Source organism: Streptomyces canus (assembly GCF_041435015.1).
In the GTDB taxonomy this organism is placed as follows: domain Bacteria; phylum Actinomycetota; class Actinomycetes; order Streptomycetales; family Streptomycetaceae; genus Streptomyces; species Streptomyces canus_G.
The window spans coordinates 9,487,099-9,509,633 of the sequence record NZ_CP107989.1 but is presented as its reverse complement, the minus strand read 5'-3'; the positions used below and the strand labels follow the sequence as shown (position 1 = coordinate 9,509,633).

21 protein-coding genes are annotated in these 22,535 nt (G+C 70.8%); 13 read left to right on the top strand and 8 right to left on the bottom strand.

What is annotated here, in order from left to right:
* Nucleotides 1-54: 54 nt before the first annotated feature.
* On the top strand, nucleotides 55-831 hold the full coding sequence (locus OG841_RS43335) for an NPP1 family protein (RefSeq protein WP_328636352.1): 777 nt from the start codon (nucleotides 55-57) through the stop codon (nucleotides 829-831).
* 101 nt (nucleotides 832-932) lie between these two features.
* The gene (locus OG841_RS43330; RefSeq protein WP_328636353.1) at nucleotides 933-1,958 is read left to right on the top strand and encodes a questin oxidase family protein; all 1,026 of its coding nucleotides are present in this window, start codon (nucleotides 933-935) and stop codon (nucleotides 1,956-1,958) included.
* 435 nt (nucleotides 1,959-2,393) lie between these two features.
* Here the strand turns inward: OG841_RS43330 and OG841_RS43325 are convergent, their stop codons facing one another.
* Nucleotides 2,394-3,383 (bottom strand): ArsR/SmtB family transcription factor, encoded by a 990-nt coding sequence (locus OG841_RS43325; protein WP_371569836.1) that lies wholly within the window; start codon nucleotides 3,381-3,383, stop codon nucleotides 2,394-2,396.
* Nucleotides 3,384-3,497: 114 nt separating this feature from the next.
* On the opposite strand from OG841_RS43325, the gene OG841_RS43320 reads away from it, so the two are divergent.
* Genes OG841_RS43320 through hemC form a run of 4 tightly spaced genes read left to right on the top strand, consistent with a single transcriptional unit; the run spans nucleotide 3,498 to nucleotide 6,664 of the window.
* Complete coding sequence (locus tag OG841_RS43320; protein ID WP_371569834.1) at nucleotides 3,498-4,697, top strand: MFS transporter; 1,200 nt, start codon at nucleotides 3,498-3,500, stop codon at nucleotides 4,695-4,697.
* A 7-nt stretch (nucleotides 4,698-4,704) separates the two neighbouring features.
* Nucleotides 4,705-5,223, top strand: coding sequence for a hypothetical protein (locus OG841_RS43315; RefSeq protein WP_371569832.1), 519 nt, complete (start codon nucleotides 4,705-4,707; stop codon nucleotides 5,221-5,223).
* A complete protein-coding gene (locus OG841_RS43310; protein ID WP_328636357.1) occupies nucleotides 5,220-5,687 on the top strand; it encodes a GNAT family N-acetyltransferase in 468 nt (155 codons plus the stop codon). Before OG841_RS43315 ends, OG841_RS43310 begins: the two co-directional genes overlap by 4 nt.
* 41 nt (nucleotides 5,688-5,728) lie before the next feature.
* Entirely contained in the window at nucleotides 5,729-6,664 is a 936-nt protein-coding gene (gene hemC / locus OG841_RS43305; protein ID WP_328636358.1) for a hydroxymethylbilane synthase, read from the top strand.
* Between the two features lie 12 nt (nucleotides 6,665-6,676).
* Here hemC and OG841_RS43300 read toward each other — a convergent pair whose 3' ends face one another.
* From OG841_RS43300 to OG841_RS43285, 4 genes are all read right to left on the bottom strand, one after another.
* Nucleotides 6,677-7,192: a hypothetical protein gene (locus OG841_RS43300; protein ID WP_057612613.1), complete on the bottom strand. Its 516-nt coding sequence runs from the start codon at nucleotides 7,190-7,192 to the stop codon at nucleotides 6,677-6,679.
* Nucleotides 7,193-7,384: 192 nt separating this feature from the next.
* The gene (locus OG841_RS43295) at nucleotides 7,385-8,236 is read right to left on the bottom strand and encodes an ABC transporter permease (RefSeq protein WP_328636359.1); all 852 of its coding nucleotides are present in this window, start codon (nucleotides 8,234-8,236) and stop codon (nucleotides 7,385-7,387) included.
* Nucleotides 8,196-9,017, bottom strand: coding sequence for an ABC transporter ATP-binding protein (locus OG841_RS43290; RefSeq protein WP_328636360.1), 822 nt, complete (start codon nucleotides 9,015-9,017; stop codon nucleotides 8,196-8,198). Before OG841_RS43290 ends, OG841_RS43295 begins: the two co-directional genes overlap by 41 nt.
* Nucleotides 9,014-9,469, bottom strand: a complete 456-nt coding sequence (locus OG841_RS43285; protein WP_328636361.1) for a MarR family winged helix-turn-helix transcriptional regulator — start codon at nucleotides 9,467-9,469, stop codon at nucleotides 9,014-9,016. Before OG841_RS43285 ends, OG841_RS43290 begins: the two co-directional genes overlap by 4 nt.
* A gap of 239 nt (nucleotides 9,470-9,708) precedes the next feature.
* Between OG841_RS43285 and OG841_RS43280 the strand changes: the two genes are divergently transcribed.
* Nucleotides 9,709-10,500 carry a SigB/SigF/SigG family RNA polymerase sigma factor gene (locus OG841_RS43280; protein WP_328636362.1) on the top strand — a complete coding sequence of 264 codons (792 nt, stop codon included), beginning with the start codon at nucleotides 9,709-9,711 and terminating at the stop codon, nucleotides 10,498-10,500.
* Between the two features lie 15 nt (nucleotides 10,501-10,515).
* Here the strand turns inward: OG841_RS43280 and OG841_RS43275 are convergent, their stop codons facing one another.
* Nucleotides 10,516-10,848, bottom strand: a complete 333-nt coding sequence (locus OG841_RS43275; RefSeq protein WP_328636363.1) for an ANTAR domain-containing protein — start codon at nucleotides 10,846-10,848, stop codon at nucleotides 10,516-10,518.
* 170 nt (nucleotides 10,849-11,018) lie between these two features.
* On the opposite strand from OG841_RS43275, the gene OG841_RS43270 reads away from it, so the two are divergent.
* Nucleotides 11,019-11,822 (top strand): VOC family protein, encoded by an 804-nt coding sequence (locus tag OG841_RS43270; RefSeq protein WP_328636364.1) that lies wholly within the window; start codon nucleotides 11,019-11,021, stop codon nucleotides 11,820-11,822.
* Between the two features lie 67 nt (nucleotides 11,823-11,889).
* Here OG841_RS43270 and glgX read toward each other — a convergent pair whose 3' ends face one another.
* Complete coding sequence (gene glgX / locus OG841_RS43265; RefSeq protein ID WP_371570996.1) at nucleotides 11,890-13,986, bottom strand: glycogen debranching protein GlgX; 2,097 nt, start codon at nucleotides 13,984-13,986, stop codon at nucleotides 11,890-11,892.
* 44 nt (nucleotides 13,987-14,030) lie between these two features.
* Nucleotides 14,031-14,525, bottom strand: coding sequence for a pep a2 (locus OG841_RS43260; RefSeq protein WP_306986170.1), 495 nt, complete (start codon nucleotides 14,523-14,525; stop codon nucleotides 14,031-14,033).
* Between the two features lie 245 nt (nucleotides 14,526-14,770).
* Between OG841_RS43260 and OG841_RS43255 the strand changes: the two genes are divergently transcribed.
* The 5 genes from OG841_RS43255 (at nucleotide 14,771) to glgB (ending at nucleotide 22,432) form a co-directional block, all read left to right on the top strand.
* Nucleotides 14,771-15,070, top strand: a complete 300-nt coding sequence (locus OG841_RS43255; RefSeq protein WP_359385796.1) for a DUF5133 domain-containing protein — start codon at nucleotides 14,771-14,773, stop codon at nucleotides 15,068-15,070.
* Nucleotides 15,071-15,144: 74 nt separating this feature from the next.
* Complete coding sequence (locus tag OG841_RS43250; protein ID WP_371569825.1) at nucleotides 15,145-17,121, top strand: alpha-1,4-glucan--maltose-1-phosphate maltosyltransferase; 1,977 nt, start codon at nucleotides 15,145-15,147, stop codon at nucleotides 17,119-17,121.
* Nucleotides 17,118-18,836, top strand: coding sequence for a maltose alpha-D-glucosyltransferase (gene treS, locus OG841_RS43245; protein WP_365117143.1), 1,719 nt, complete (start codon nucleotides 17,118-17,120; stop codon nucleotides 18,834-18,836). Before OG841_RS43250 ends, treS begins: the two co-directional genes overlap by 4 nt.
* 26 nt (nucleotides 18,837-18,862) lie before the next feature.
* Nucleotides 18,863-20,221 (top strand): maltokinase N-terminal cap-like domain-containing protein, encoded by a 1,359-nt coding sequence (locus OG841_RS43240; protein ID WP_365117140.1) that lies wholly within the window; start codon nucleotides 18,863-18,865, stop codon nucleotides 20,219-20,221.
* Between the two features lie 3 nt (nucleotides 20,222-20,224).
* Nucleotides 20,225-22,432: a 1,4-alpha-glucan branching enzyme gene (glgB, locus tag OG841_RS43235; protein ID WP_365117137.1), complete on the top strand. Its 2,208-nt coding sequence runs from the start codon at nucleotides 20,225-20,227 to the stop codon at nucleotides 22,430-22,432.
* Nucleotides 22,433-22,535: the final 103 nt, after the last annotated feature.

Here is a 22,535-nt window from a genome sequence, read left to right as displayed (position 1 = left end):
CTCCCCAGTAACCTCACAGCCGTTGGGCTGCGCCCGGACCACGAGGAGGACGCAGTGGCGTCACCGTCGTTCAAGAAGCACCGCACGAGATGGTTCACCGGCCTGGCCGGCGCCGCCGCGCTCGTGGTCGCCTTCCCCTCCGCCGCGTTCGCCGCCCCGCCCAAGGCACTGCCCGCCAACGCCGAGAGCGCCGAGTACACCTACCAGCCGGCCTTCGACTACGACACCGACGGCTGCTACTCGACGCCCGCCATCGGCCCCGACGGCACGATCAACGGCGGTCTGAACCCGACGGGTTCACTCAGCGGCGAGTGCCATGACGCCTCGGACCTCGACAACACCAACACGTACTCGCGCTACAAGTGCAACAACGGCTGGTGCGCCTACATGTACGGCCTGTACTTCGAGAAGGACCAGGCGATAGCGAACAGCAGCATCGGCGGGCACCGCAACGACTGGGAGCACGTCGTGATCTGGGTGCAGAACGGCACGATCCAGTACGTGTCGACGTCCAACCACGGTTCGTTCACGGTGAGCGCGGCCTCCGGCGTCCGCTTCGACGGCACGCACGCGAAGATCGTCTACCACAAGGACGGCGTCAGCACGCACTGCTTCCGGCTGGCCAACTCGGGGGACGAGCCGCCGGAGAACGCCAAGGGCACGTGGCAGTACCCGCCGCTGGTCGGCTGGAACGGCTACCCGGCGGGGCTGCGCGACAAGCTGAGCGCGTACGACTTCGGCAGCGCCAACTTCGGTCTCAAGGACGCCAATTTCGCGGCCCACCTGTCGTCGGCGAAGCCGTCGGGGATCTCCTTCGACCCCAACGCCTGACCCGGTGACACGATCGGGCGCGGGACCTAGGTCCCCCGCACCCACGGGTTCCGTCCCGCGCCCGATCCCCGCCGGCCCGCACCCGGCATAGCGTCCCGTTCATGGACACGATCGATACGAGCGACACGAGCGGACACCTCGAGGAGGCCCTGGACCGCGTCCACGCCTCCGGCCCGGAGCGAGAGGGCTGGCTGTCCAACCACGCCCCCATGGTCGTCGAGGCACTCGCCGCGCACGGGCAGGCCGGCTCCGTGCACCGGTGGCTGGACCTCTACCGGGACAGGCTGGAGGACTTCCCCGACCGCACCGCCCCCGTCACGGACGACAACTGGCCCTCGGCGCTGGGTGATCCGCGCCGGATCGCGGACTGGACCGACCATTTCTCCCGCGCGCTCGCCGAGCGCCCCTGGAAGGACGTGCTCGCCGAGTGGTGGCCGCGCCTGCTGCCGGGCCTGTACGGCGGTGCCACACACACGGTCATCCGGGTCGGCCACGCCGTCCGCGCCGTGGAGGCCGAGGAGAACGCGCCCCGGCTCACCGAACTCGCGCACGCGCTGGGTTACTGGGCGGCCCGCCACCAGCCCGTGACAGGGCTCGTGACTCTGCCGGGTGCGGCGACCGCCACGGACGCCCTGGACGCCGTACCCGCGATCGGGCCGGGGCACGTGGGGTTCCGGAACCGTCTGGCCGCCGTACGCCGACTGCCCGTGTGGGCGCAGGAGGTGACCGACCCGGACACCGCGAAGGAGCGGCTCACCGAACTCGTCCGCGCCGCGACCCACCGCTACGCCACCCACGGTCACGGCGAGCCGACGATGCTCGTCCACGCGGCCACGGCCCCCAACGCCGTGCTGCGGACCCTGGATTCCCTTCCCCGCGACCAGTGGATACCCAGCCTGCACGCGGCCTGGACGGCGTCGGCGGCGGTGACGGCGATGTACGCGCCCGTGGCGCCGGTCGCCTACGCCCCTCCCGCGCACCTGGCGCCCGAAGAGGTCGTGGAACGAGCCCTCGCCCACGGCGACGAGCACGTCATCAAGCTCACCGACACCGCCCTGGACATCGGCGACGAACAGGCCCTCGCGGCCGCCCTGCGCTCGGTCGAACTCAGCGAGCCGCTCGTCTGAGCCCCGCGGGAACCGACGTCACACATGGGGCTCCGACCACGCTCCGGCCCGCGGTGATTCCGTGCGGCCGGCCGTGGTGGGCACCAGGGACAGCGATCCAGCGCAGGCAGCCCCCGCCCGCGTCCACCCGCCCGCCGACCTCAGCCCCCCACCACCTCAAGCCGAGCGCCGGCCACCGTACCCTCACCCGGCTCACCGCCCCACCAGACCCAACCCCCCGCCCCCAGCAACCAACTCCAACCGCCCCCGCAGGCCAGGCGCCGGCCACCGCATCCAACACCCCCGCTCACCCGCCCACCCAGACCGGACCCGCCGTCCCCAGCAGCCGACCCGAACCACCCCACACCTCAGCCAGCGGACACCACCGCATCCCCCGACTCATCCCGACCACGCCCCACCACCACCCCCACCGACCAACCCGAACCACCGCACAGCTCAGCCGCCGGAGGCCACCGCGTCGCCGAGCGGCGTTCGCTCGTACAGCACGTGGTGGCCCCGTCGTCGTGAGCCGAGCAGACCCGCTTCCCGCAGGACCGACAGATGGGCGGAGACGGTCGAGGGGGCGAGCCCGTGGCGGCGGGCCAGGTCGGTGGTCGAGGCCGGGTCCTCGAGGCCGGCCAGGATCGCCGCTCGTTGCCGTCCCAGCAGGCGTGCGAGCGCCTCCGAGGGGCGCGGCATCTCGTCGGTGTGCAGTCCGCCCATGCCGCGCGCGGGATAGATGACCGTCGGCTGCCAGGGCCGGGCGAAGCCGCTCACCACATCCGGCCAGACGAACACACTCGGCATGAGCAGCACACCCCGTCCGTCGGCGAGTTGGGCGTCCGTCAGGTCGCCGCGCACGGGAAGGGTGAGGCTCCCGTCGGCCCAGTCGACGTCCGGGTGCAGACCGGCGAACAGCGCGTCCAGGCCCGCGTCCGCCACCTGCCGGGACCGGTGGGCGATGTCGGCCTCCAGCACGGCACGATGGCGTGCCCAGTCCGGGGCGACCAGCGCCCGCCAGGCCTGTTCGGTGAGGTCGGCGAGGCGCCGCACGGCAGCGGCCGGGTCGTCGAGGGCGGCCCGGCCCTGCGGCGACTCGGTGAGCCCAGGTGTGCAGGCGAGCGAGCGGGCCATCTCGGTGTGGGCCAGGGCGGGATCGGTGGCGCGCACGCGGGCCAGTTCGTCCTCGAAACGGGGGTACGGCTCCTCCGGCGGCGGCCCCAGGAAGTCGGGGGTGTAGCCGCCGACCGGCGGGATGAACAGCCACAGCGGGGACAGGTCGAGTCCGGCCACGGTGGGCGCGGCGCGGCGCAGCCAGGCCCGGTGGTAGCCGTGCCGGGCGGACCGGCGCAGCATGCGCAGCGCCTCGTGGGTCTGGCACAGCGGGGAGACCGCGAACCGGCACCGTCGCAGGTCGTCGGTCCCCAGACGCAGCGTGAGCGGCACAGCGGTTCCCCCCGGCACCTGCGAGTGATTCGTCCTGGATCGAAAGAGTAGAACCCCCGCCCTCGGCACCGCACGCTTGCCGTCCCCGACTCCCCTCCCCCGGAAGGCACATGCATGGGCAGCGTACGTCCGGCCCCCTGGCGCAGGGCCGCCGTCGTCGCGGCGCTGATGCTGGCGGCGTTCACCTTCAACACCACCGAGAACCTCCCGGTGGGTCTGCTGTCCCTGATGGCGGACGATCTGCGGGTCTCGCTCACGGCGGTGGGCGCGCTGGTCACCGGCTACGGCCTGGCGGTGGCCGTCGGCTCCCTGCCGCTGGCCCACGTCACCCGGTCCGTGCCGCGCCGACATCTGATGTCCGGTCTGCTCGCGGTGCTCGCGGTGGCCAGCTGGATCTCCGCGCTCGCCGCCGTGTCGTACGGTCTGCTGCTGGCGGCCCGGGTGGCGACCGCGCTGGCGCAGGCGCTGTTCTGGGCGGTGATGGGGCCGGTCGCGGTCGGGCTGTTCGCGCCCGAGCGCCGGGGCCGGATCATCGGGCTGCTGTCGGTCGGCGGTTCGCTGGCCACGGTCGCCGGGGTACCGGCGGGGACCTGGCTGGGCGGGCACAGCGGCTGGCGGGTGCCGTTCGCCGTCCTCGGCGCACTCGCCGTCATATCGCTGGCCGTGGTGGCCGTACTACTGCCGACCTCACCGCCGCAGGAGGGTCATTCGGCGTACGGGGCCGCCCCCGACCGGCGCCGGTTCGCGGTCGTGCTCACCACCACCGCGCTCTCGGTGACGGGCGCGTTCACCGGGTTCACGTACATCGTGGCCTTCCTGGACGAGGTGAGCGGGTTCGGCCAGGACGCGGTGAGCGCGGTGCTCATGGCGTTCGGGGCGGCGGCGCTGGCCGGGGTCACGGTGGCCGGCCCTCTGCTGGACCGGTTTCCACGGGCCACGCTGACCGTGCCGGTGGCGGGACAGACCGTTGCTCTGATCGGCCTGTACGCGGGCGGCAGCGGCCAGGGCGCGACCGTCGTCCTGCTGATGCTGCTGGGCGCCTCGGTGGCACCGCTGTTCATGGCGACGCAGAGCCAGGTGCTGCGTGTCGCGCCGGGACGCACCGAGACGGCCCTCGCCGCCAACTCGGCCGCGTTCAACGTGGGCGTGGCCGTCGGCGCCCTGCTCGGTGGCGCGCTGCTGCCCTTGACCGGGATCCGCGGCACGTTCCTCGCGGGCGGGCTGCTGACGGCAGTGGCGCTGGTGGTGCTGTCCTGGCCGGAGTCGGTCGTCTCGAGGGCGGCGGTGGACGCACCCGAGCCCAACATCCGATGATGGCCGAATGGATCTTCACGAGGACCTGCCCGCCGCCGTCGACACCGAGGCCCTGCTCGCCCTCGCCGACTCCCACCACGCCCGCCCCGCACGGCCGTTGGGCACCAGGGAGGCCGCCGGTCACCTGGTGAAGGTGTACGCACTGGAGGCGCCCGGTCGCACCGTCTCCGACCAGGACGCCGAGGCCGGGCTGCGGATCGCCGCGCGGCACCTCGGACTCGGGCCGCAGCGGGGTTCCCTGGGGCTCGCCGTCCTGATCGTGCACTCCGGCGGCGACGGCGACTACGTCCTGGTCCACAGCTGGATCGAGGGCGACATGGCGGATCTGGCGATCTTCGCCGGCCCGGTGGGCAGGCCCGACGCCCTGCGGCCCGGCCGGACGGGCCTCGCGCCCTGCGTAGGGGAGGCCGCCGTACTCGCGCACGAGCGGGACGCGTACTCCCGGCACGTCCTGGACGGCACCGGGTCGCTCGCCGAACGGCTCACGGCCTGGGGCGCGGACACGATCGCGGGCGACGTCCGATGAGCGAGGCCCCTCTCGTCCGGCACGCCGAGCGCGCCGACCTCCCCGCGGTCGCCGAACTCGCCGCCCGGCACGCGCAGTACGAGAAGGCGGCACCACCCCCGGACGACCTGCCCGACCGACTGGCCGCGCTCCTCTTCGACACCGCCGCGCCCCGTCTGCGCTGCCTGGTGGCCGCACTCCCGGACGGCGAAGTCGTCGGCTACGCCACCTGCTCGCCGGAGCTCTCCACCTGGGAGGGCCGCGAATACCTGCACATGGACTGCCTGTTCCTGCTGCCCGGCCACCGCGGCCTCGGACTCGGCGTCCTGCTCATGGACGCCGTGGCCGCCGAGGCCCGCGCGCTGGGGCTCGACGAGGTGCAGTGGCAGACGCCGGTCTGGAACGACGGGGCGATCCGGTTCTACGACCGGATGGGCGCCCGCGCCAGGCAAAAGGTGCGCTTCTCCCTACCCGTTGCTCCCTGAGCATCAAACGCCGCTCCTCCGCAGGGTCTATCGTGTCCCGCATGTCCCTCCCGGAACTGATCCGCATCGTCTCCCGTGACTCGCCGATGGCGCTGGCTCAAGTGGAGCGTGTCAGAAGCGAGTTGACGGCCCTGTACCCCGGTGTGCGCACCGAGGTCGTACCGGTGAGGACGACCGGTGACAAGTGGATGGGCGACCTGTCCAAGGTCGAGGGCAAGGGCGCGTTCACCAAGGAGGTCGACGCCGCGCTGCTGGCCGGTGACGCCGATCTCGCGGTGCACTGCGTGAAGGACGTGCCCGCCGACCGGCCCCTCCCGGCGGGCACCACGTTCGCGGCGTTCCTGAAGCGGGACGACATCCGCGACGCCCTGATCCACCCGGGCGGCCTCACTCTGGACGAGCTTCCGGACGGGACCCGGATCGGCACCTCCTCGGTGCGCCGCGTGGCCCAGCTGGCCGCCACCCACCCGCACCTGGAGTGTGTGCCGTTCCGCGGCAACGCCAACCGTCGGCTGGCCAAGCTGGCGGCCGGCGAGGCGGACGCGCTGCTGCTCGCGGTCTCCGGCCTGGAACGCATCGGCCGCGAGGACGTGATCAGCGAGATCCTCTCCCCCGAGACGATGATGCCGCCGATCGGCGCGGGCATCCTCGCGCTCCAGTGCCGGGTGGGCGACACCGAGCTGATCGACACGGTCAGCGCGCTGGGTGATCCGGACACCTTCCGGGAGGCGACCGCCGAGCGGATGTTCCTGCATGTCCTGCAGGGCCACTGCAACAGCCCGATCGCGGGGTACGCGCGGGTGGACCACAGCGACGAACTTTCCCTGCGCGCCTGTGTGTTCACCGCGGACGGCAAGACGCGGCTGAACGCCCACGAGTGGGCGGGCCGGCTCGATCCGGCCACGCTGGGCACCTCGGTCGCCGTGGCTCTGCTGCGTCAGGGCGCCCGCGAGATCATCGACGGCATCCCGCACTGAGCCCACGCGGGATCAGGCAGTGCCCTCTTCGGCCTGGTCCCGCAGGAAGTTGCTCACCTGGCAGGCCAGGCCCTCGCGGCCCACGCCCGCGTGTGTGGCTCCCTCGTCGAGTCCGATGCCGCCCGCCCACAGCCGGCGGTCGGCCCACTCGTCGTCGACCCGCAGCTGGATCTGCACGTCGATCTGGCCGAGGCTCGTCTCCGGTCCCGCCGCGAACAGCACGGCGGTGGCACGGCGCAGCGGGTAGACGTCGAAGCCCTCGATGAACTGCGAGTTGCGCCAGTCGATGAAGGCGCTCTCGCCGTCGGGGCCGATCCGCACGTCGATCTGACCGTCCTCGAGATGGACGGTCGGATGCAGATCTCCACGGTTCTCGACGGTCACACGGACGCTGAAGTACGTGAGCCCTTCGGCGGCGTCGTCGCGTCCACGCGGCGGCTCGGCCGCCTCCAGACGGTGGACGCGGACACGCAGACCGGCATGCTCGTCGTACTCCTGCCAGTCCCCGACCACGTTCGGCTCGTACACAGTGCACCTCTTCGACCTCAGAGAGCTGCTTCCTATCTGTGTGCTCAATGCACTGTCAAATGAGCGGAATGCGCTGTGGCCAGGGAATTCACCCCCTTTGATCGCTGATCAAGCCGTGCGCAGGAAGAATCTGTCGAGCGGCCGGAAAAACCCTTCCACGGGCGTGCCGCACATCACGTTCCGCACGCATGATCAACGGGCCAGTCGGCCGAGGAGCGAGGAGGCCGCGGTGATGCCGAGCGCGGCGGCCACGGCCAGCACCCCGAAGTCGAGCGCCAGATGGGCGTGGGTGCCGAGAAGGAGGCCGCGCAGGGCGTCGACTTCGTAGCTGAGCGGGTTCACCTTGCTCACGGCCTGGAGCCAGCCCGGCATGACGGACAGGGGGTACAGGGCGTTCGAGCCGAAGAAGAGCGGCATGGTGATGGCCTGCCCGATGCCCATCAGACGGTCCCTGCTGAGCACGATGCCGGCGATGGTCATCGACAGGCAGGAGAAGAACGCCGAGCCGAGGATCACGATCGCCCCCACGCCGAGGAGCTTCAGTGGGTTCCAGGTCAGGGACACCCCGAGGAGCGCGGCGATGACGATGACGACGACCGCCTGGATCAGCGACTTCACGCCGGCCGCGAAGGCCTTCCCCGTGGTGAGTGCCGAGCGCGGGGTGGGCGTGACCAGCAACTTGTTGAGGATGCCCGCGTCCCGCTCCCAGATGATCTGGATGCCGTAGAAGATCGCGATGAACATCGCCGACTGGGCGATGATCCCGGGCGCCAGATAGTCGATGTAGGGGATGCCCTGAGTGGGGATCGCCTTGATGCGGGTGAAGGTCTGACCGAAGATCAGCAGCCACAGGGCGGGCTGGACCGCGCGGGTGTAGAGCTCGGTGCGGTCGTGGCCGAGCTTCTGCAGTTCCACGGCGCACATCGCCACGACCCGGGCGGGCAGCACTCGCCAGCCCGCGCGGGGCTCCGGCGGGCGGAGCAGCAGACTGATGGATCCCGGGTCAGCCGACACGGTTCGCGGTGCGGCGGGTGCTTCGGACATCGCGGAAATCCCCTCCCTCGTCTTCGAGTCCGCTGCCGGCGACGTCGCGAAAGACGTCCTCCAGGGTCGGCAGGGTCTCGGTGCCCCGGCTCTGGGCAAGGCCCCGGCGGAGTTCGTCCGGGGTGCCGAGGGCGCGGATGCGGCCGCGGTGCATGAGGCCGACCCGGTCGCAGTACTGGTCGGCCTCGTCCATGTAGTGGGTGGTCACGAGGACCGTCATGCCGGTCGCCTCACGCACGGCGTTGATGTGCTCCCACACGCCGGTGCGGGCGATCGGGTCGAGGCCGATGGTCGGCTCGTCGAGGATCAGCAGCCGGGGCGCGCTGACCAGGGCCTGGGCGAGCTCCAGCCGGCGGACCATGCCGCCGGAGTAGGTACTGGCGAGCCGGTCGGCGGCTTCGGTGAGGTCGACCGCGGCCAGGGCCTGGGCGACGCGTTCGGCGCGTTCCTTGCGGGCGACGTCGAAGACCCGGGCGAACAGGGTGACGTTCTCCCTGCCGGTCAGGTTCGCGTCGGCGGACAGCTGCTGCGGGACGTAACCGAGCAGCCGGCGTACGGCCATCGCGTCGGTGGCGGTGTCCCGGCCGAAGACGTGGATCATGCCGGCGGGGACGGTGAGCAGGGTGGTGATGCAGCGGATGGCGGTGGTCTTGCCGGCGCCGTTGGGGCCGAGCAGTCCGAAGACCTCCCCCTCCTCGACGGTCAGGTCCAGACCGTCCACGGCGGTGGTGTCACCGAAGGCGTAGGCGAGCCCCGTACAGGAAACAGCTTCGGGTGTCACTTCTCCTCGGCCTCCTCGTGCAGCGTGAACGCGAGCGCGCGGAGCGCGGGAAGTGCCGCGCGCAGGGCCTCCTGATCGGCCGCGTCCAGTCGGGTGATGTGCCGGCCCACGAGCGCCACGCGCCGCTGCTTCCAGTCCCCGAGGCGCGCCTCGGCCTTCTCGGTGAGCAGCAGACGGGCGGCGCGCCGGTCCGCGGGGTCGGTCTCCCGGACCAGATGGCCCTCCTTGACCAGCTGGTTGACCAGGGTCGAGACGGAGTTCCCGGCCAGATACAGCTCCTTGGCGGCGTCGGAGACGCCGATGCCGGGCCGTGACTCGACCAGGCGCAGCAGTTCGACCTCGGCGCCGCGCAGCCGCGGCACGGTCAGTCCGGCGCGCAGCCTGCGCCTGAGCAGCCGCTGGACGCCGACGAGCGCGTCGGCCAGCTCTTCCGGGAAGGTCTCCTCGTCCACATCGCCGAGGTTACCTCTGCAACAGAGGCAACTCGCCCAAGAGCTGGTCAAGCGCATATCCGACGATTCATTCTCTTTGTTTCATTTCGTCCGAGAACGGGAATCCACACATAAGTGCTTCGGACAGGAGGCACGTTTCCGTGGGAGCCCGCTCAGAGGGCCCCGGATGTCCTTCCTCACGTCCGATTGCGCGCCTCCCACGGTGTCTGTCCATCCAGCACCACAGGGAGGTGCGCGGCATGTCGTCCGTCGCCACCAGAAGACAACCTCATCCGCACGACGACGCCCCCGACACCGACAAGGCGTTCGTGCGCCTGGCGCGACTGCCCGACGGTTCGGAACGCAAGGCTCTGCGGGACGAGCTGGTCGAGCTCTGGCTGCCCATGGCCGAGCGGATCGCCGTCCGGTTCCGGGGCCGCGGGGAGTCCCTCGAGGACCTCTACCAGGTGGCCGCCCTCGGACTCGTCAAGGCGGTCGACCATTACGACCCGGCACGCGGGAGCGCCTTCGAGGCGTACGCGGTGCCGACCGTGACCGGTGAGATCAAGCGGCACTTCCGCGACCACATGTGGACGCTGCACGTGCCGCGCCGGGTGCAGGACCTGCGCAACCGGGTCCGGCAGGCATCGAAGGAGCTCGCACAGACGCCAGGGCGGGCGCCCACCGTGGCCGAGATCGCCGAGCGGGCGCAGTTGACCGAGGACGAGGTACGCACCGGTGCGGAGGCGCTGGAGTGCTTCTCGGCGCTGTCGCTGGAGGCGGAGATGCCCGGCACCGACGGCTACGCCCTGGGCGACGCGCTCGGCGGCCCCGACCCCGGCTTCGACGTGGTCGTCGACCGTGTGGCCGTCAGGCCCTGTCTGGAGGCCCTGCCGGAGCGCGAGCGGACCATCCTGTACCTGCGCTTCTTCCAGGGCATGACACAGAGCGGCATCGCCGAGGAACTCGGCATCTCGCAGATGCATGTCTCCCGGCTGCTCAGTACGTGTTTCGCGCACCTGCGCGAGGAGGTCCTGGCCGACGCCGACTGAGCCCGCATCACGCGCTCACTCGGGCGGCGCCCCCGGAATCTGCGTGGGGCCGTAACGGTCGAGGGCGTCTTCCAGCTCGGCTCGGATCTCCGGCGGGATGTCGCCGGAGCGTCCCCAGATGAGGATCAGGTCCGCGACGTTGCGCAGCTTGATGTTCGTGTGCTGGGAGACGTCCTTCAGTACCTCCCAGCCCTGATCCGGGGCGACCCTGCCGAGCGCGACGACCATGCCGATGGCCTGGTCCACGACCGCGTGCGAGGCCATCGCTTCCTTGAGCTGGCCGATCTCCTCCTCCAGGGCGAAGATCCGGTCCGACTCGTCGGCGGGTTCGTTCGGTACGACTGGCACCCGTCCATCGTGTCACCCGGACAGGCCCGCGCCACCGGGCGGCAGGCGTGCGGGCCACCGTTTCGGCGCCGCCTCGGGGGTACTCGGCAGGCGCCCGAAGCGGTTCCGGACGGACACTGGTCGAAAACCGCCCGGTGGCCGCCGGCCGACGAGAGCAGGACGCGACTGCCATGAACCACGATCCGGGACATCCCACCGCGACCGCGGATGTCGTCTCCACGCACCATGTGTTCGGTGCCCCCTGCTGGGTCAGCCTGACCAGCCGTGACCAGCAGACCACGGAGGAGTTCTACGGGGCCGTGCTCGGGTGGGAGTGGAAGCCCCTGAAACTCGGCGAGCGCTTCCGGGTCGCGCTGGTGGACGGCACGCCCGTCGCCGGGATCGCGGCGGTGGCGTCGATGTGGCAGATGGCGGTGGCCTGGACCGCGTACTTCGCGGTGCCCAGCGCGGACGAGGCAGTGGCCCGCGTACAGGAACGCGGTGGCACCCTGGCGGTGGGCCCGCTGTCCTTCCCGCCCGGCCGGGCGGCCCTGCTCTCGGACCGCGACGGGGCGGCCTTCGGCGTCTGGGAGGGCGAGCTCGTCGCCAACTGGGAGAGGTGGCGCCGCGCCCAGCCGGCCTTCGTACGGCTGCACACCCGCGACGCGTTCGACGCCGCGATCTTCTACGGCGAGGTCCTCGACTGGGCGACGGAGCGTCCCGGCGGCTGCGAGGTCCGCTACGAGGCCGGCGAGGTGGTGCTGCGCAGCAGGGGCGACGTGGTGGCGCGCATCGAGTCGGGGGCGCTGGGCTCGGCCCCCGATCCCGGCATCCGGCCGCACTGGCAGGTCCACTTCGCGGTCGCGGATGTGGCGGCCTGCGCCAAGGCGGCGGAGGTCCGCGGCGGCAGCGTGCTCTCGCAGAACGGCGAGGACGCCGTCCTGCGCGACCCCGACGGAGCCCAGTTCACGGTGACCTCACGCCGCGTGCACTGAGGGCGAGCGCCGAAAACCCCGCCTTACAGGCGCCAGCTTTCTGACGCCCGCTTTCAGGCGCCCGCTTTCAGGCACCCGCCCGGGACGGCCTCGACAGCAGCACCAGGCTGCGCGCCTCGATCGTCATCTCCGAGCCGGCCTTGTGCTCCGCTTCGTCGGCGCCCTGGGGTTCCGCCGTGTCGAGCAGGGTCGTCCAGCGCTCGCCGTACGCGGGGCCCGGCAGCCGGAAGTCGACGGGCTCCCAGTGGCCGTTGAGCAGCAGCAGGAACGAGTCGTCGACCACCGGGCGTCCGCGCGGATCCGGTTCGGCGATGGCGTCGCCGTTCAGGAAGACGCCGACCGCGTGCGCGTCGGAGCGCTGCCAGTCCGCCTCGGCCATCTCGCGGGCGTCCGGCAGCAGCCAGACCAGGTCGGGCAGCGGCTGCCCCGCGTGCGTGACGGTCTCGCCGCGGAAGAACCGGCGCCTGCGCAGGACGGGGTGCGCCGTGCGCAGGCCGATCACGCGCCGCGTGAACGCGGCGAGTTCACGCTGCTCCTCGCTCAACTCCCAGTCGATCCAGGAGATTTCGTTGTCCTGGCAGTAGGCGTTGTTGTTGCCCAGCTGGGTGCGGCCGAGCTCGTCGCCGTGACAGAGCATCGGAATGCCCTGCGAGAGCAGCAGGGTGGCAAGGAAGTTGCGTTGCTGGCGGGCCCGCAGCTCCAGTACGGCGGGGTCGTCGGTCTCGCCCTCGGCCCCGCAGTTCCACGACCGGTTGTCACTTTCGCCGTCCTGACCACTCTCCCCGTTGGCCTCGTTGTGTTTGTCGTTGTAGGAGACGAGGTCGCGCAGGGTGAAACCGTCGTGCGCGGTCACGAAGTTGACGCTGGCTCGCGGGCGCCGCCGGCTGTGCTGGTACAGGTCGGAGGAGCCGGTCAGCCGGGAGGCGAACTCGCCCAGCGTGTGCGGCTCGCCCCGCCAGAAGTCCCGTACGGCGTCCCGGTACTTGCCGTTCCACTCCGACCACAGCGGCGGGAAGTTTCCGACCTGGTAGCCGCCCTCCCCCACGTCCCACGGCTCGGCGATCAGCTTGACGCGGCTGATCACCGGGTCCTGCTGGATGAGGTCGAAGAACGCCGACAGCCGGTCCACCTCGTGGAACTGCCGGGCCAGCGTGGCAGCGAGGTCGAAGCGGAATCCGTCGACGTGCATCTCGGTCACCCAGTACCGCAGCGAGTCCATGATCAGCTGGAGCACGTAGGGGTGCCGCATCAGCAGGCTGTTCCCGGTGCCGGTGGTGTCGTAGTAGTGCCCCCAGTCGCCGTCGACCAGCCGGTAGTACGAGGCGTTGTCGATGCCCCGGAAGGAGAGCGTGGGGCCCTTCTCGTTGCCCTCGGCCGTGTGGTTGTAGACGACGTCGAGGATGACTTCGAGCCCGGCCGCGTGCAGCGCCTTGACCATCGCCTTGAACTCGGTGACCTGCTGGCCGCGGGTGCCGTGGGCGGCGTAGGCGTTGTGGGGCGCGAAGAAGCCGATCGTGTTGTAGCCCCAGTAGTTGGCCAGGCCCCGGTCCTGGAGCACCCCGTCCTGCACGAACTGGTGCACCGGCATCAGTTCGACGGCGGTCACACCGAGCGAGGTCAGGTGGTCGACCACCGCCGGGTGGGCGAGACCGGCGTACGTGCCGCGCAGTTCCGGCGGGACATCGGGGTGGGTGCGGGTGAGGCCGCGGACATGGGCCTCGTAGATCACGCTGTCGGCGTAGAAGCGCCTGGGTGGCTGGTCGTCGCCCCAGTCGAAGGCCGGGTCGGTGACCACGCCGAGCATGGTGTGCCCGGCGCTGTCGGCCTCGGGGGTGTGGAGCGAGGGGTGGTTGTCCGTCTCCCCGTCCACCGCCTTGGCGTACGGGTCGAGGAGCAGCTTCGCCGGATCGCACCGGTGGCCGAGTGAAGGCTGCCAGGGTCCGTGCACCCGAAAGCCGTAACGCTGCCCCGGCCCCACGCCCGGCACGAAGCCGTGCCACACGAAGCCGTCGACCTCGGTCAGCTCAAGGGCGGTGTGGGCGCCGCGCTCGTCGACCAGGACGAGTTCGACCCGCTCGGCGACCTCGCTGAACAGGGCGAAGTTGGTGCCCTCGCCGTCGAATTGGGCGCCCAGCGGGTAGGGGTGCCCGCTCCAGGCCGGCACCCGCTTCCCGTTCTTGTACGGCTTCTTCCTGGACGACGGCACGCTCAGCACCCGCCGTCGGCAGTGGTGGCGGCCAGGACCGCGACCGGCATCTCGCGCGGCACCTGGAGCACCTCCCGCAGGGTGGGCTCGGGGGCCGTCGGCACGAGCGGGACGCGCTCGCCGGCGCGGGCCCGCTGCGAGAACCAGATGACCTTGCTGCCGGTGTCGGTGGCGCAGCAGCCCCAGCCGTCGCTCATCGCGGCGATCCGCTCCAGGCAGGCGCGCAGATCCAGGTCCGGGCGCAGCTCGCTGTCGTTCTCGGCGACGGCGGTGATGAGGTGCTGGCCGTTCCACCACAGCTCGATCGAGGTGTTCTTGTCCCTCGCGTGCTCGTCGATGGCCTTGAGCAGCAGTTCGGCACCACCGCAGACGGGCTCGACCAGGGTCTCGAGGTCCCAGAGCCGTAGATGGGCGGCCAGGATGCGCCTGACCTGCCCGACCCGTTCCGGGCTGACCTCCACGTCGAGGTGGTAGTAGCAGGGCACTGCGGTCTTCATCGTCACTCCTCACCGGCGAAGCTCCCGCTCCTCCGGCCCCCGCGGGACCGGACCCCGAAACACGGAGCGTGAGTGCTGATCGCTTCAGAGTCACTCCAGAGTGGGAGTGCTACGCCATTCGTGCAACACGAGCGACCAGTGAGGTAGTTGAAGACCCAACAAGACGCTGAGTCGTTACCCGTGCACCATGAGTGAAGATCTCGCGAGTCCCGCATCTGCTCCAGCCCGGAAAGGTGTACGGCGCCATGCTGCTACCGGCCAAAGCCGAAGTCGCCCGGCAACTTCGGCGGTATCGCGCCTGGGAGCGCGTCATGCTGGCCTCCCCCGCCGACCGCACCGTCCGGGCCACCTTCGAGGACTCGGGTTACACGCTGTGCGTGCTGATGGGCAAGCGCTGCGCGCGTGAGGCGGCCGAGGCCGCCGAGCGCTATCTGCGCACCAGCGTGGGGGCCTACCTCCAGGAGCAGAGCGACCTGCCCCGCACGGGGGGCGTCGCCAGGCGTGGTCCGCCGAGATCCGCGGAACGTTCCCCCGCGGGGAGGTAGCCCCTTCCGGCGCAGCTTCGATCCCCGGCCGGGCGCAGTCAGCGCCCGGCCTCGAGCACGGCGGAGGCGAGAGCATGAGTTCCACCCCGGTCATCGGCCGCATCCCGGTACGGGATGTCCGCCCTGCCGTCGAGTCCGGCAGGCGTCCGGCGAAGGCGGTCGTGGGAGAGACGTTCGAGGTCACCGCGACGGTGTTCCGCGAGGGCCATGACACGGTCGCCGCGAACGTCGTCCTGACCGACCCGGAAGGGCGGCACGGCCCCTGGACCCCGATGCGGGAGGTGGCCCCCGGCAGCGATCGCTGGGGCGCGGAGGTCACTCCGGACCTCGAGGGCCGCTGGACGTACCGCGTCGAGGCCTGGAGCGACCCGGTCGGCACCTGGCGCCGCGTCGCCCGCATAAAGGTTCCTGCAGGCCTCGACACCGGTCTGGTCCTGGAGGAGGGCGCCGAGCTCTACACCCGGGCGGCGGCGGGTGTCCCGGAGGGCCCCCAGCACGCGGTGCTGATGGCCGCGGCGAAGACGCTCGCCGACGACTCGCTGCCGGTCGCCACCCGTCTGGCGGGCGCCCTGACGCCTGACGTGGACGCGGTGCTCGCCCGCCACCCGCTGCGGGAGTTGATCACGGCGTCGGAGACGCTGCCGCTGCTGGTGGAGCGGGAGCGGGCGCTGTTCGGGTCGTGGTACGAGTTCTTCCCGCGCTCGGAGGGCACCCCGCAGCGGCCGCACGGCACGTTCCGCACTGCGGCGCGCCGGCTGCCGGCGATCGCGGCGATGGGTTTCGACGTGGTCTATCTGCCGCCGATCCATCCGATCGGCAGCACCTTCCGCAAGGGCCGCAACAACACCCTGTCCGCCGGTCCCGAGGATGTGGGCGTGCCGTGGGCGATCGGCTCGCCGGAGGGCGGGCATGACGCGGTCAACCCGGACCTGGGTACGCTGGAGGACTTCGACTGGTTCGTGGCGGAGGCCGGCAAGCTGGGTCTGGAGATCGCGCTGGACTTCGCGCTGCAGTGCTCGCCGGATCATCCCTGGGTGCACAAGCACCCGGAGTGGTTCCACCACCGCCCCGACGGCACCATCGCGTACGCGGAGAACCCGCCGAAGAAGTACCAGGACATCTACCCGATCGCCTTCGACGCCGACATGGACGGGCTGATCGCGGAGACGCTGCGGGTGCTGCGGCACTGGATGGACCACGGGGTGCGGATCTTCCGGGTGGACAATCCGCACACCAAGCCGGTGGTGTTCTGGGAGCGGGTGATCGCGGACATCAACGCCACCGACCCGGACGTGATCTTCCTGGCCGAGGCGTTCACCCGCCCGGCGATGATGCACACCCTGGCCCAGATCGGCTTCCAGCAGTCCTACACCTACTTCACCTGGCGCACCACCAAGGAAGAACTCACCGCGTACCTGAGCGAGCTCTCCGGTGAGGCGGCCTCCTACATGCGGCCGAACTTCTTCGCCAACACCCCCGACATCCTGCACGAGTTCCTCCAGCACGGCGGCCGGCCCGCGTTCGCGCTGCGCGCGGTCCTGGCCGCGACCCTCTCGCCGACCTGGGGCATCTACTCCGGCTACGAACTCGCCGAGAACACCCCGCTACGGGAGGGCAGCGAGGAATACCTCAACTCGGAGAAGTACCAGCTCAAGGCCCGCGACTGGGACACCCCCGACACCCTCGCCCCCCTGATCACCCAGCTCAACACCATCAGGCGCCGGCACCCCGCCCTCCAGCGCCTGCGGAACCTCCGCTTCCACCACACCGACAACCACGCGGTCATCGCCTACAGCAAGCGCGCCGGTGACGACACGGTCCTGGTGGTCGTGAACCTGGATCCGCACCACACCCAGGAGGCCACGGTCTCGTTGGACATGCCGCAACTCGGCCTGGAACGGCACGAGTCCCTGTCCGTACACGACGAACTGACGGGTGAGACCTACCACTGGAACAGCAACAACTATGTGCGTCTGGAGCCCGGTCGGGCACCCGCGCACGTGTTCCAGGTCCGGAGGTCGTCGCCGCAGATCGGAGGATCCACACCGTGACCGTCAACGAGCCCGTCCACGACACCTTCGAGGACACCCCGGCCAAGGACCGGGACCCCGACTGGTTCAAGCGTGCGGTCTTCTACGAGGTGTTGGTCCGTTCGTTCCAGGACAGCAACGGCGACGGCGTCGGCGACCTCAGGGGCCTGACCGCCAAGCTCGACTACCTCCAGTGGCTCGGTGTCGACTGCCTGTGGCTGCCGCCGTTCTTCAAGTCACCGCTCAAGGACGGCGGCTACGACGTCTCCGACTACACCGCCGTCCTGCCGGAGTTCGGTGACCTCGCCGACTTCGTGGCGTTCGTCGACGCCGCCCACCAGCGCGGCATGCGCGTGATCATCGACTTCGTCATGAACCACACCAGCGACCAGCACCCGTGGTTCCAGGAGTCCCGCAAGAACCCGGACGGGCCCTACGGCGACTACTACATGTGGGCCGACGACGACAAGCAGTACGAGGACGCGCGGATCATCTTCGTCGACACCGAGGCCTCCAACTGGAGTCACGACCCGGTCCGCGGCCAGTACTACTTCCACCGCTTCTTCTCCCACCAGCCGGACCTCAACTACGAGAACCCGGCCGTCCAGGAGGAGATCCTGGCCGCCCTCCGCTTCTGGCTCGACCTCGGCATCGACGGCTTCCGGCTCGACGCCGTCCCTTATCTGTACGCGGCGGAGGGCACCAACTGCGAGAACCTGCCGGCCACTCACCAGTTCCTGAAGCGGGTGCGCCGCGAGATCGACGCGATGTATCCGGACACGGTGCTGCTGGCCGAGGCGAACCAGTGGCCGGAGGACGTCGTCGACTACTTCGGCGACTACCAGGCCGGCGGCGACGAATGCCACATGGCGTTCCACTTCCCGGTCATGCCCCGCATCTTCATGGCGGTCCGCCGCGAATCCCGCTACCCCGTCTCGGAAATCCTCGCCAAGACGCCGGCGATCCCGTCGAGCTGCCAGTGGGGCATCTTCCTGCGCAACCACGACGAGCTCACCCTCGAAATGGTCACCGACGAGGAACGCGACTACATGTGGGCCGAATACGCGAAGGACCCGCGTATGCGCGCCAACATCGGCATCCGACGGCGCCTCGCCCCCCTGCTCGACAACGACCGCGACACGATCGAACTGTTCACCGCCCTGCTGCTGTCCCTGCCCGGCTCGCCGATCCTCTACTACGGCGACGAGATCGGCATGGGCGACAACATCTGGCTCGGCGACCGCGACGCCGTACGCACCCCCATGCAGTGGACGCCCGACCGCAACGCGGGCTTCTCCGCGGCCGATCCGGGCCGGCTCAACCTGCCGATCATCATGGACCCCGTCTACGGGCACCAGGTCACCAACGTCGAGGCGTCGATGGCCTCGCCGTCCTCCCTGCTGCACTGGACCCGCCGGATGATCGAGATCCGCAAGCAGAACCCCGCGTTCGGTCTCGGCAGCTTCACCGAACTGCAGTCCTCCAACCCCGCGGTGCTGGCCTTTCTGCGGGAGTACGAGGACGACCTGGTCCTGTGCGTGAACAACTTCTCCCGGTTCGCACAGCCCACGGAACTGGATCTGCGTGAGTTCGACGGCCGGCACCCGGTCGAGCTGTTCGGCGGGGTGCGGTTCCCGGCCATCGGTGAACTGCCGTATCTGCTGACCCTCGGCGGACACGGCTTCTACTGGTTCCGGCTCTCCCGAGTCGCATCCCGCATCGGCCGACGCCTTTGAGCGTGCCGACGAAAGGACGCGTCACCATGCCGAAGACCGCATCGGTCAGCCCGAGGCCCGCGCTCGCGACCGATCTCATGACCTCGCTGGGCGAGCTGCTGCGCCAATGGCTGCCGCGGCAGCGCTGGTTCGCGGGCAAGGACCGCCCCGTGAGCGAGCTCGGTCTGCTGTCGATGACCGAGCTGTTCCCGGGCTGTCTGCATCTGCTGGTCCACACCGGTCTCGGCGGGGTGCCCGGACCGGGCGGCGCCCCGGCCGGTGACTGCTACCAGCTGCTGCTCGGCGTGCGCAAACACCTCTCGCCGCGTCTCGGGCGCGCCCTCATCGGCCGTGCGGAGCGGGGCCCGCTGGCCGGCCTGACGATCTACGACGCCCTGCACGACCCGCGCTCGGCGCAGCTGCTGCTCGAGCGGCTGCGGCAGCCCGGCACGGCCGGTCCCCTGCGCTTCGAGGTCGACCCGTCGGTGCCGGTGCCCGCCGGGCTGCCACCGCGGCTGCTGGAGACCGAGCAGTCGAACTCCTCACTGGTGTACGGCGACGAGTTCATCCTCAAGGTCTTCCGCCGGATCCAGCCCGGGGTCAATCCGGACCTGGAGGTGCCGGTCGCGCTGGCCGGACAGGGCTGCCGTCGGGTACCGGCGCCGGTGGCCTGGTTCCGGACCACGCATCCGCAGGGGGCGACGCTCGGCGTGCTGCAGCCGTATCTGCGCGACGCGTCCGACGGCTGGGCACTGGCCCTGCAGGCACTGGCGTCGGGTGACGACTTCACCGTGCAGGCCCACGAGCTGGGGCGGGCCATGGCCGAGGTGCACCTCGCCCTGGCCGCCGCCTTCCCCGGCAGCGGCCACGACGACAACGGTTCCACGGCGGCCGCGATGACCGAACGCCTGGACTCCGCCGCGCACAGCGTGCCGGCGCTGCGGCCGTTCGTCCCCGGCCTGCAGAGCGCGTTCGGCGCGCTGGCCACGTGCGACTCCGGACCGCCCGCACAGCGCGTCCATGGTGACCTGCACCTGGGGCAGGTGCTGCGGGCGGGACGCGAGTGGTTCGTCATCGACTTCGAGGGCGAGCCGTCCCGCCCGCTCGCCGAGCGGTGCACCGCCCAGTCCCCGGTGCGGGACATCGCGGGCATGCTGCGCTCCTTCGACTACGCGGCCCGGCAGCGCCGGCCCTGGCGGCCGGAGTGGGCCCGCCGCTGCCGGGAGGCCTTCTGCGGGGGCTATGCCGCCCTCGCCGGATGGGATCCGCGCAAGAAGCACGGCCTGCTGCGCGCCTACGAGACCGACCGGGCCGTCTACGAGGTCCTGTACGAAGCACGACACCGGCCTGACTGGCTGCCCGTGCCCATGGCGGCGATCGAACGACTCGCCGTGAGAGGAGACTGAGCCGTGGCCCTGCGCGACACCTCACTGCCCGAGCCGTCCGGAGTGGCGCGCTGTGCTCCCGCCCCGCCGCTCGACCCCATGGACCGGGGCCGGCTGCTGGCGGGCGCCCACCACGACCCGCACGCCCTGCTCGGCGCCCACCCGGTCGCGGGTGGGATCGTCTTCCGGGCACTGCGCCCGTTCGCCCGCGCGGTGAGCGTCGTGATCGACGGCGAGCGCAGGCGGCTGGCGTCGGAGGGCGACGGCCTCTTCTCCGGTCTGCTGCCCCTCGACACGATCCCCGACTACACCCTGGTGGTGGCGTATGCGGACGGGGAGCAGGAGGCGCACGATCCGTACCGCTTCCTGCCCGCGCTCGGCGAGACCGACCTCCACCTCATCCGCGAGGGCCGCCACGAGCAGCTGTGGAAGGCGCTCGGCGCCGAACCGATGACCCACGAAGGGGTGACCGGCACCCGCTTCACGGTGTGGGCGCCCAACGCCCAAGGGGTCAGGGTGGCCGGCGAGTTCACCTTCTGGGACGGGCAGGCGTTCCCGATGCGCTCGCTCGGCTCGTCGGGGGTGTGGGAGCTGTTCCTGCCGGGGATCGGCGAGGGCGCCCGCTACAAGTTCGAGATCACCTCGCGCTACGGCGACCGCTTCCTCAAGTCCGACCCGATGGCGCGCAGCACCGAGGTGCCGCCCGCGACGGCGTCCGTGGTGACCTCCTCGCGCTTCGAGTGGGGCGACCAGGAGTGGATGGCCCGCCGCGGCGAGATCCCGGTGCACGAGGCGCCGTTCTCGGTGTACGAGATCCATCTTCCGACCTGGCGCAAGGGCCTGACGTATCGTCAGCTCGCCGAGCAGCTCCCCGGGTACGTCAAGGACCTCGGCTTCACCCACGTCGAGCTGATGCCCGTGGCCGAGCACCCCTTCGGCGGCTCCTGGGGCTACCAGGTCACCGGCTTCTACGCGCCCACAGCCCGACTCGGCACCCCCGACGACTTCAAGCACCTGATCGACGCCCTCCACCGGGCCGGTATCGGCGTGATCATGGACTGGGTGCCGGCCCATTTCCCCAAGGACGACTGGGCGTTGGCCCGCTTCGACGGGGACCCCCTGTACGAGCCGGGAGACTCCCGGCGTGCCGAGCACCCGGACTGGGGGACCTACGAGTTCGACTTCGGGCGCGTGGAGGTGCGCAACTTCCTGGTCGCCAACGCCGTGTACTGGTGCGAGGAGTTCCACATCGACGGGCTGCGCGTGGACGCGGTCGCCTCGATGCTCTATCTCGACTACTCGCGCGACTCCGGCCAGTGGAGCCCCAACGTGTTCGGGGGGCGGGAGGATCTCGACGCGGTCGCCTTCCTCCAGGAGATGAACGCGACCGTGTACCGCCGGGCGCCGGGTGTCGTCACGATCGCCGAGGAGTCCACCGCCTGGGACGGCGTGACCCGCCCCACGGACAGCGGGGGCCTGGGTTTCGGCCTGAAGTGGAACATGGGCTGGATGCACGACTCCCTCGGCTACATCAGCCATGAGCCGGTGCACCGCAAGTACCACCACAACGAGATGACCTTCTCGATGGTGTACGCCTACAGCGAGAACTACGTCCTGCCCATCTCCCACGACGAGGTCGTCCACGGCAAGCAGGCGCTGGTGTCCAAGATGCCGGGCGACTGGTGGCAGCAGCGCGCCAACCACCGCGCGTATCTCGGTTTCATGTGGGCCCACCCCGGCAAGCAGCTCCTGTTCATGGGCCAGGAGTTCGCCCAGGGCGCCGAGTGGTCCGAGTCCCACGGCCCGGACTGGTGGCTGCTCGATCCGGCGTACGGGGCCGAGGCCGACCACCGGGGCGTCCGTGACCTCGTGCGTGACCTGAACACCGCCTACCGGGCGACACCCGCGCTCTGGCAGCGCGACACCGACCCCGGCGGCTTCCGGTGGGTGGTGGGGGACGCGGCCGAGGACAACGTCTTCGCCTTCCTGCGGTTCGATGCGGCGGGCAGCCCGCTGCTCGCGGTCTCCAACCTCTCCCCCGTCGTGCGCGAGGACTACCGCCTCACCGTTCCCGACGGTCTCCCCCTGTGGCAGGAGTCCCTCAACACCGACGACGCGCGGTACGGCGGCGGCGACATCGTCCAGCGTGACCCGGTCAAGGCGGAGGACGGGGCGCTGCGGTTCACCCTGCCGCCGCTCGCCACGGTGTGGCTGGTCCCGATGCCCGACTGAGTCCTCGGGCGACGCGGAGGTGTCCGACCGGTCCCGAAGGGGCAGTCGGGGTCGTACGAGAACGAGCATCCTCGTCGTCGCCGAGCGCCACAGAAGGGGCTGT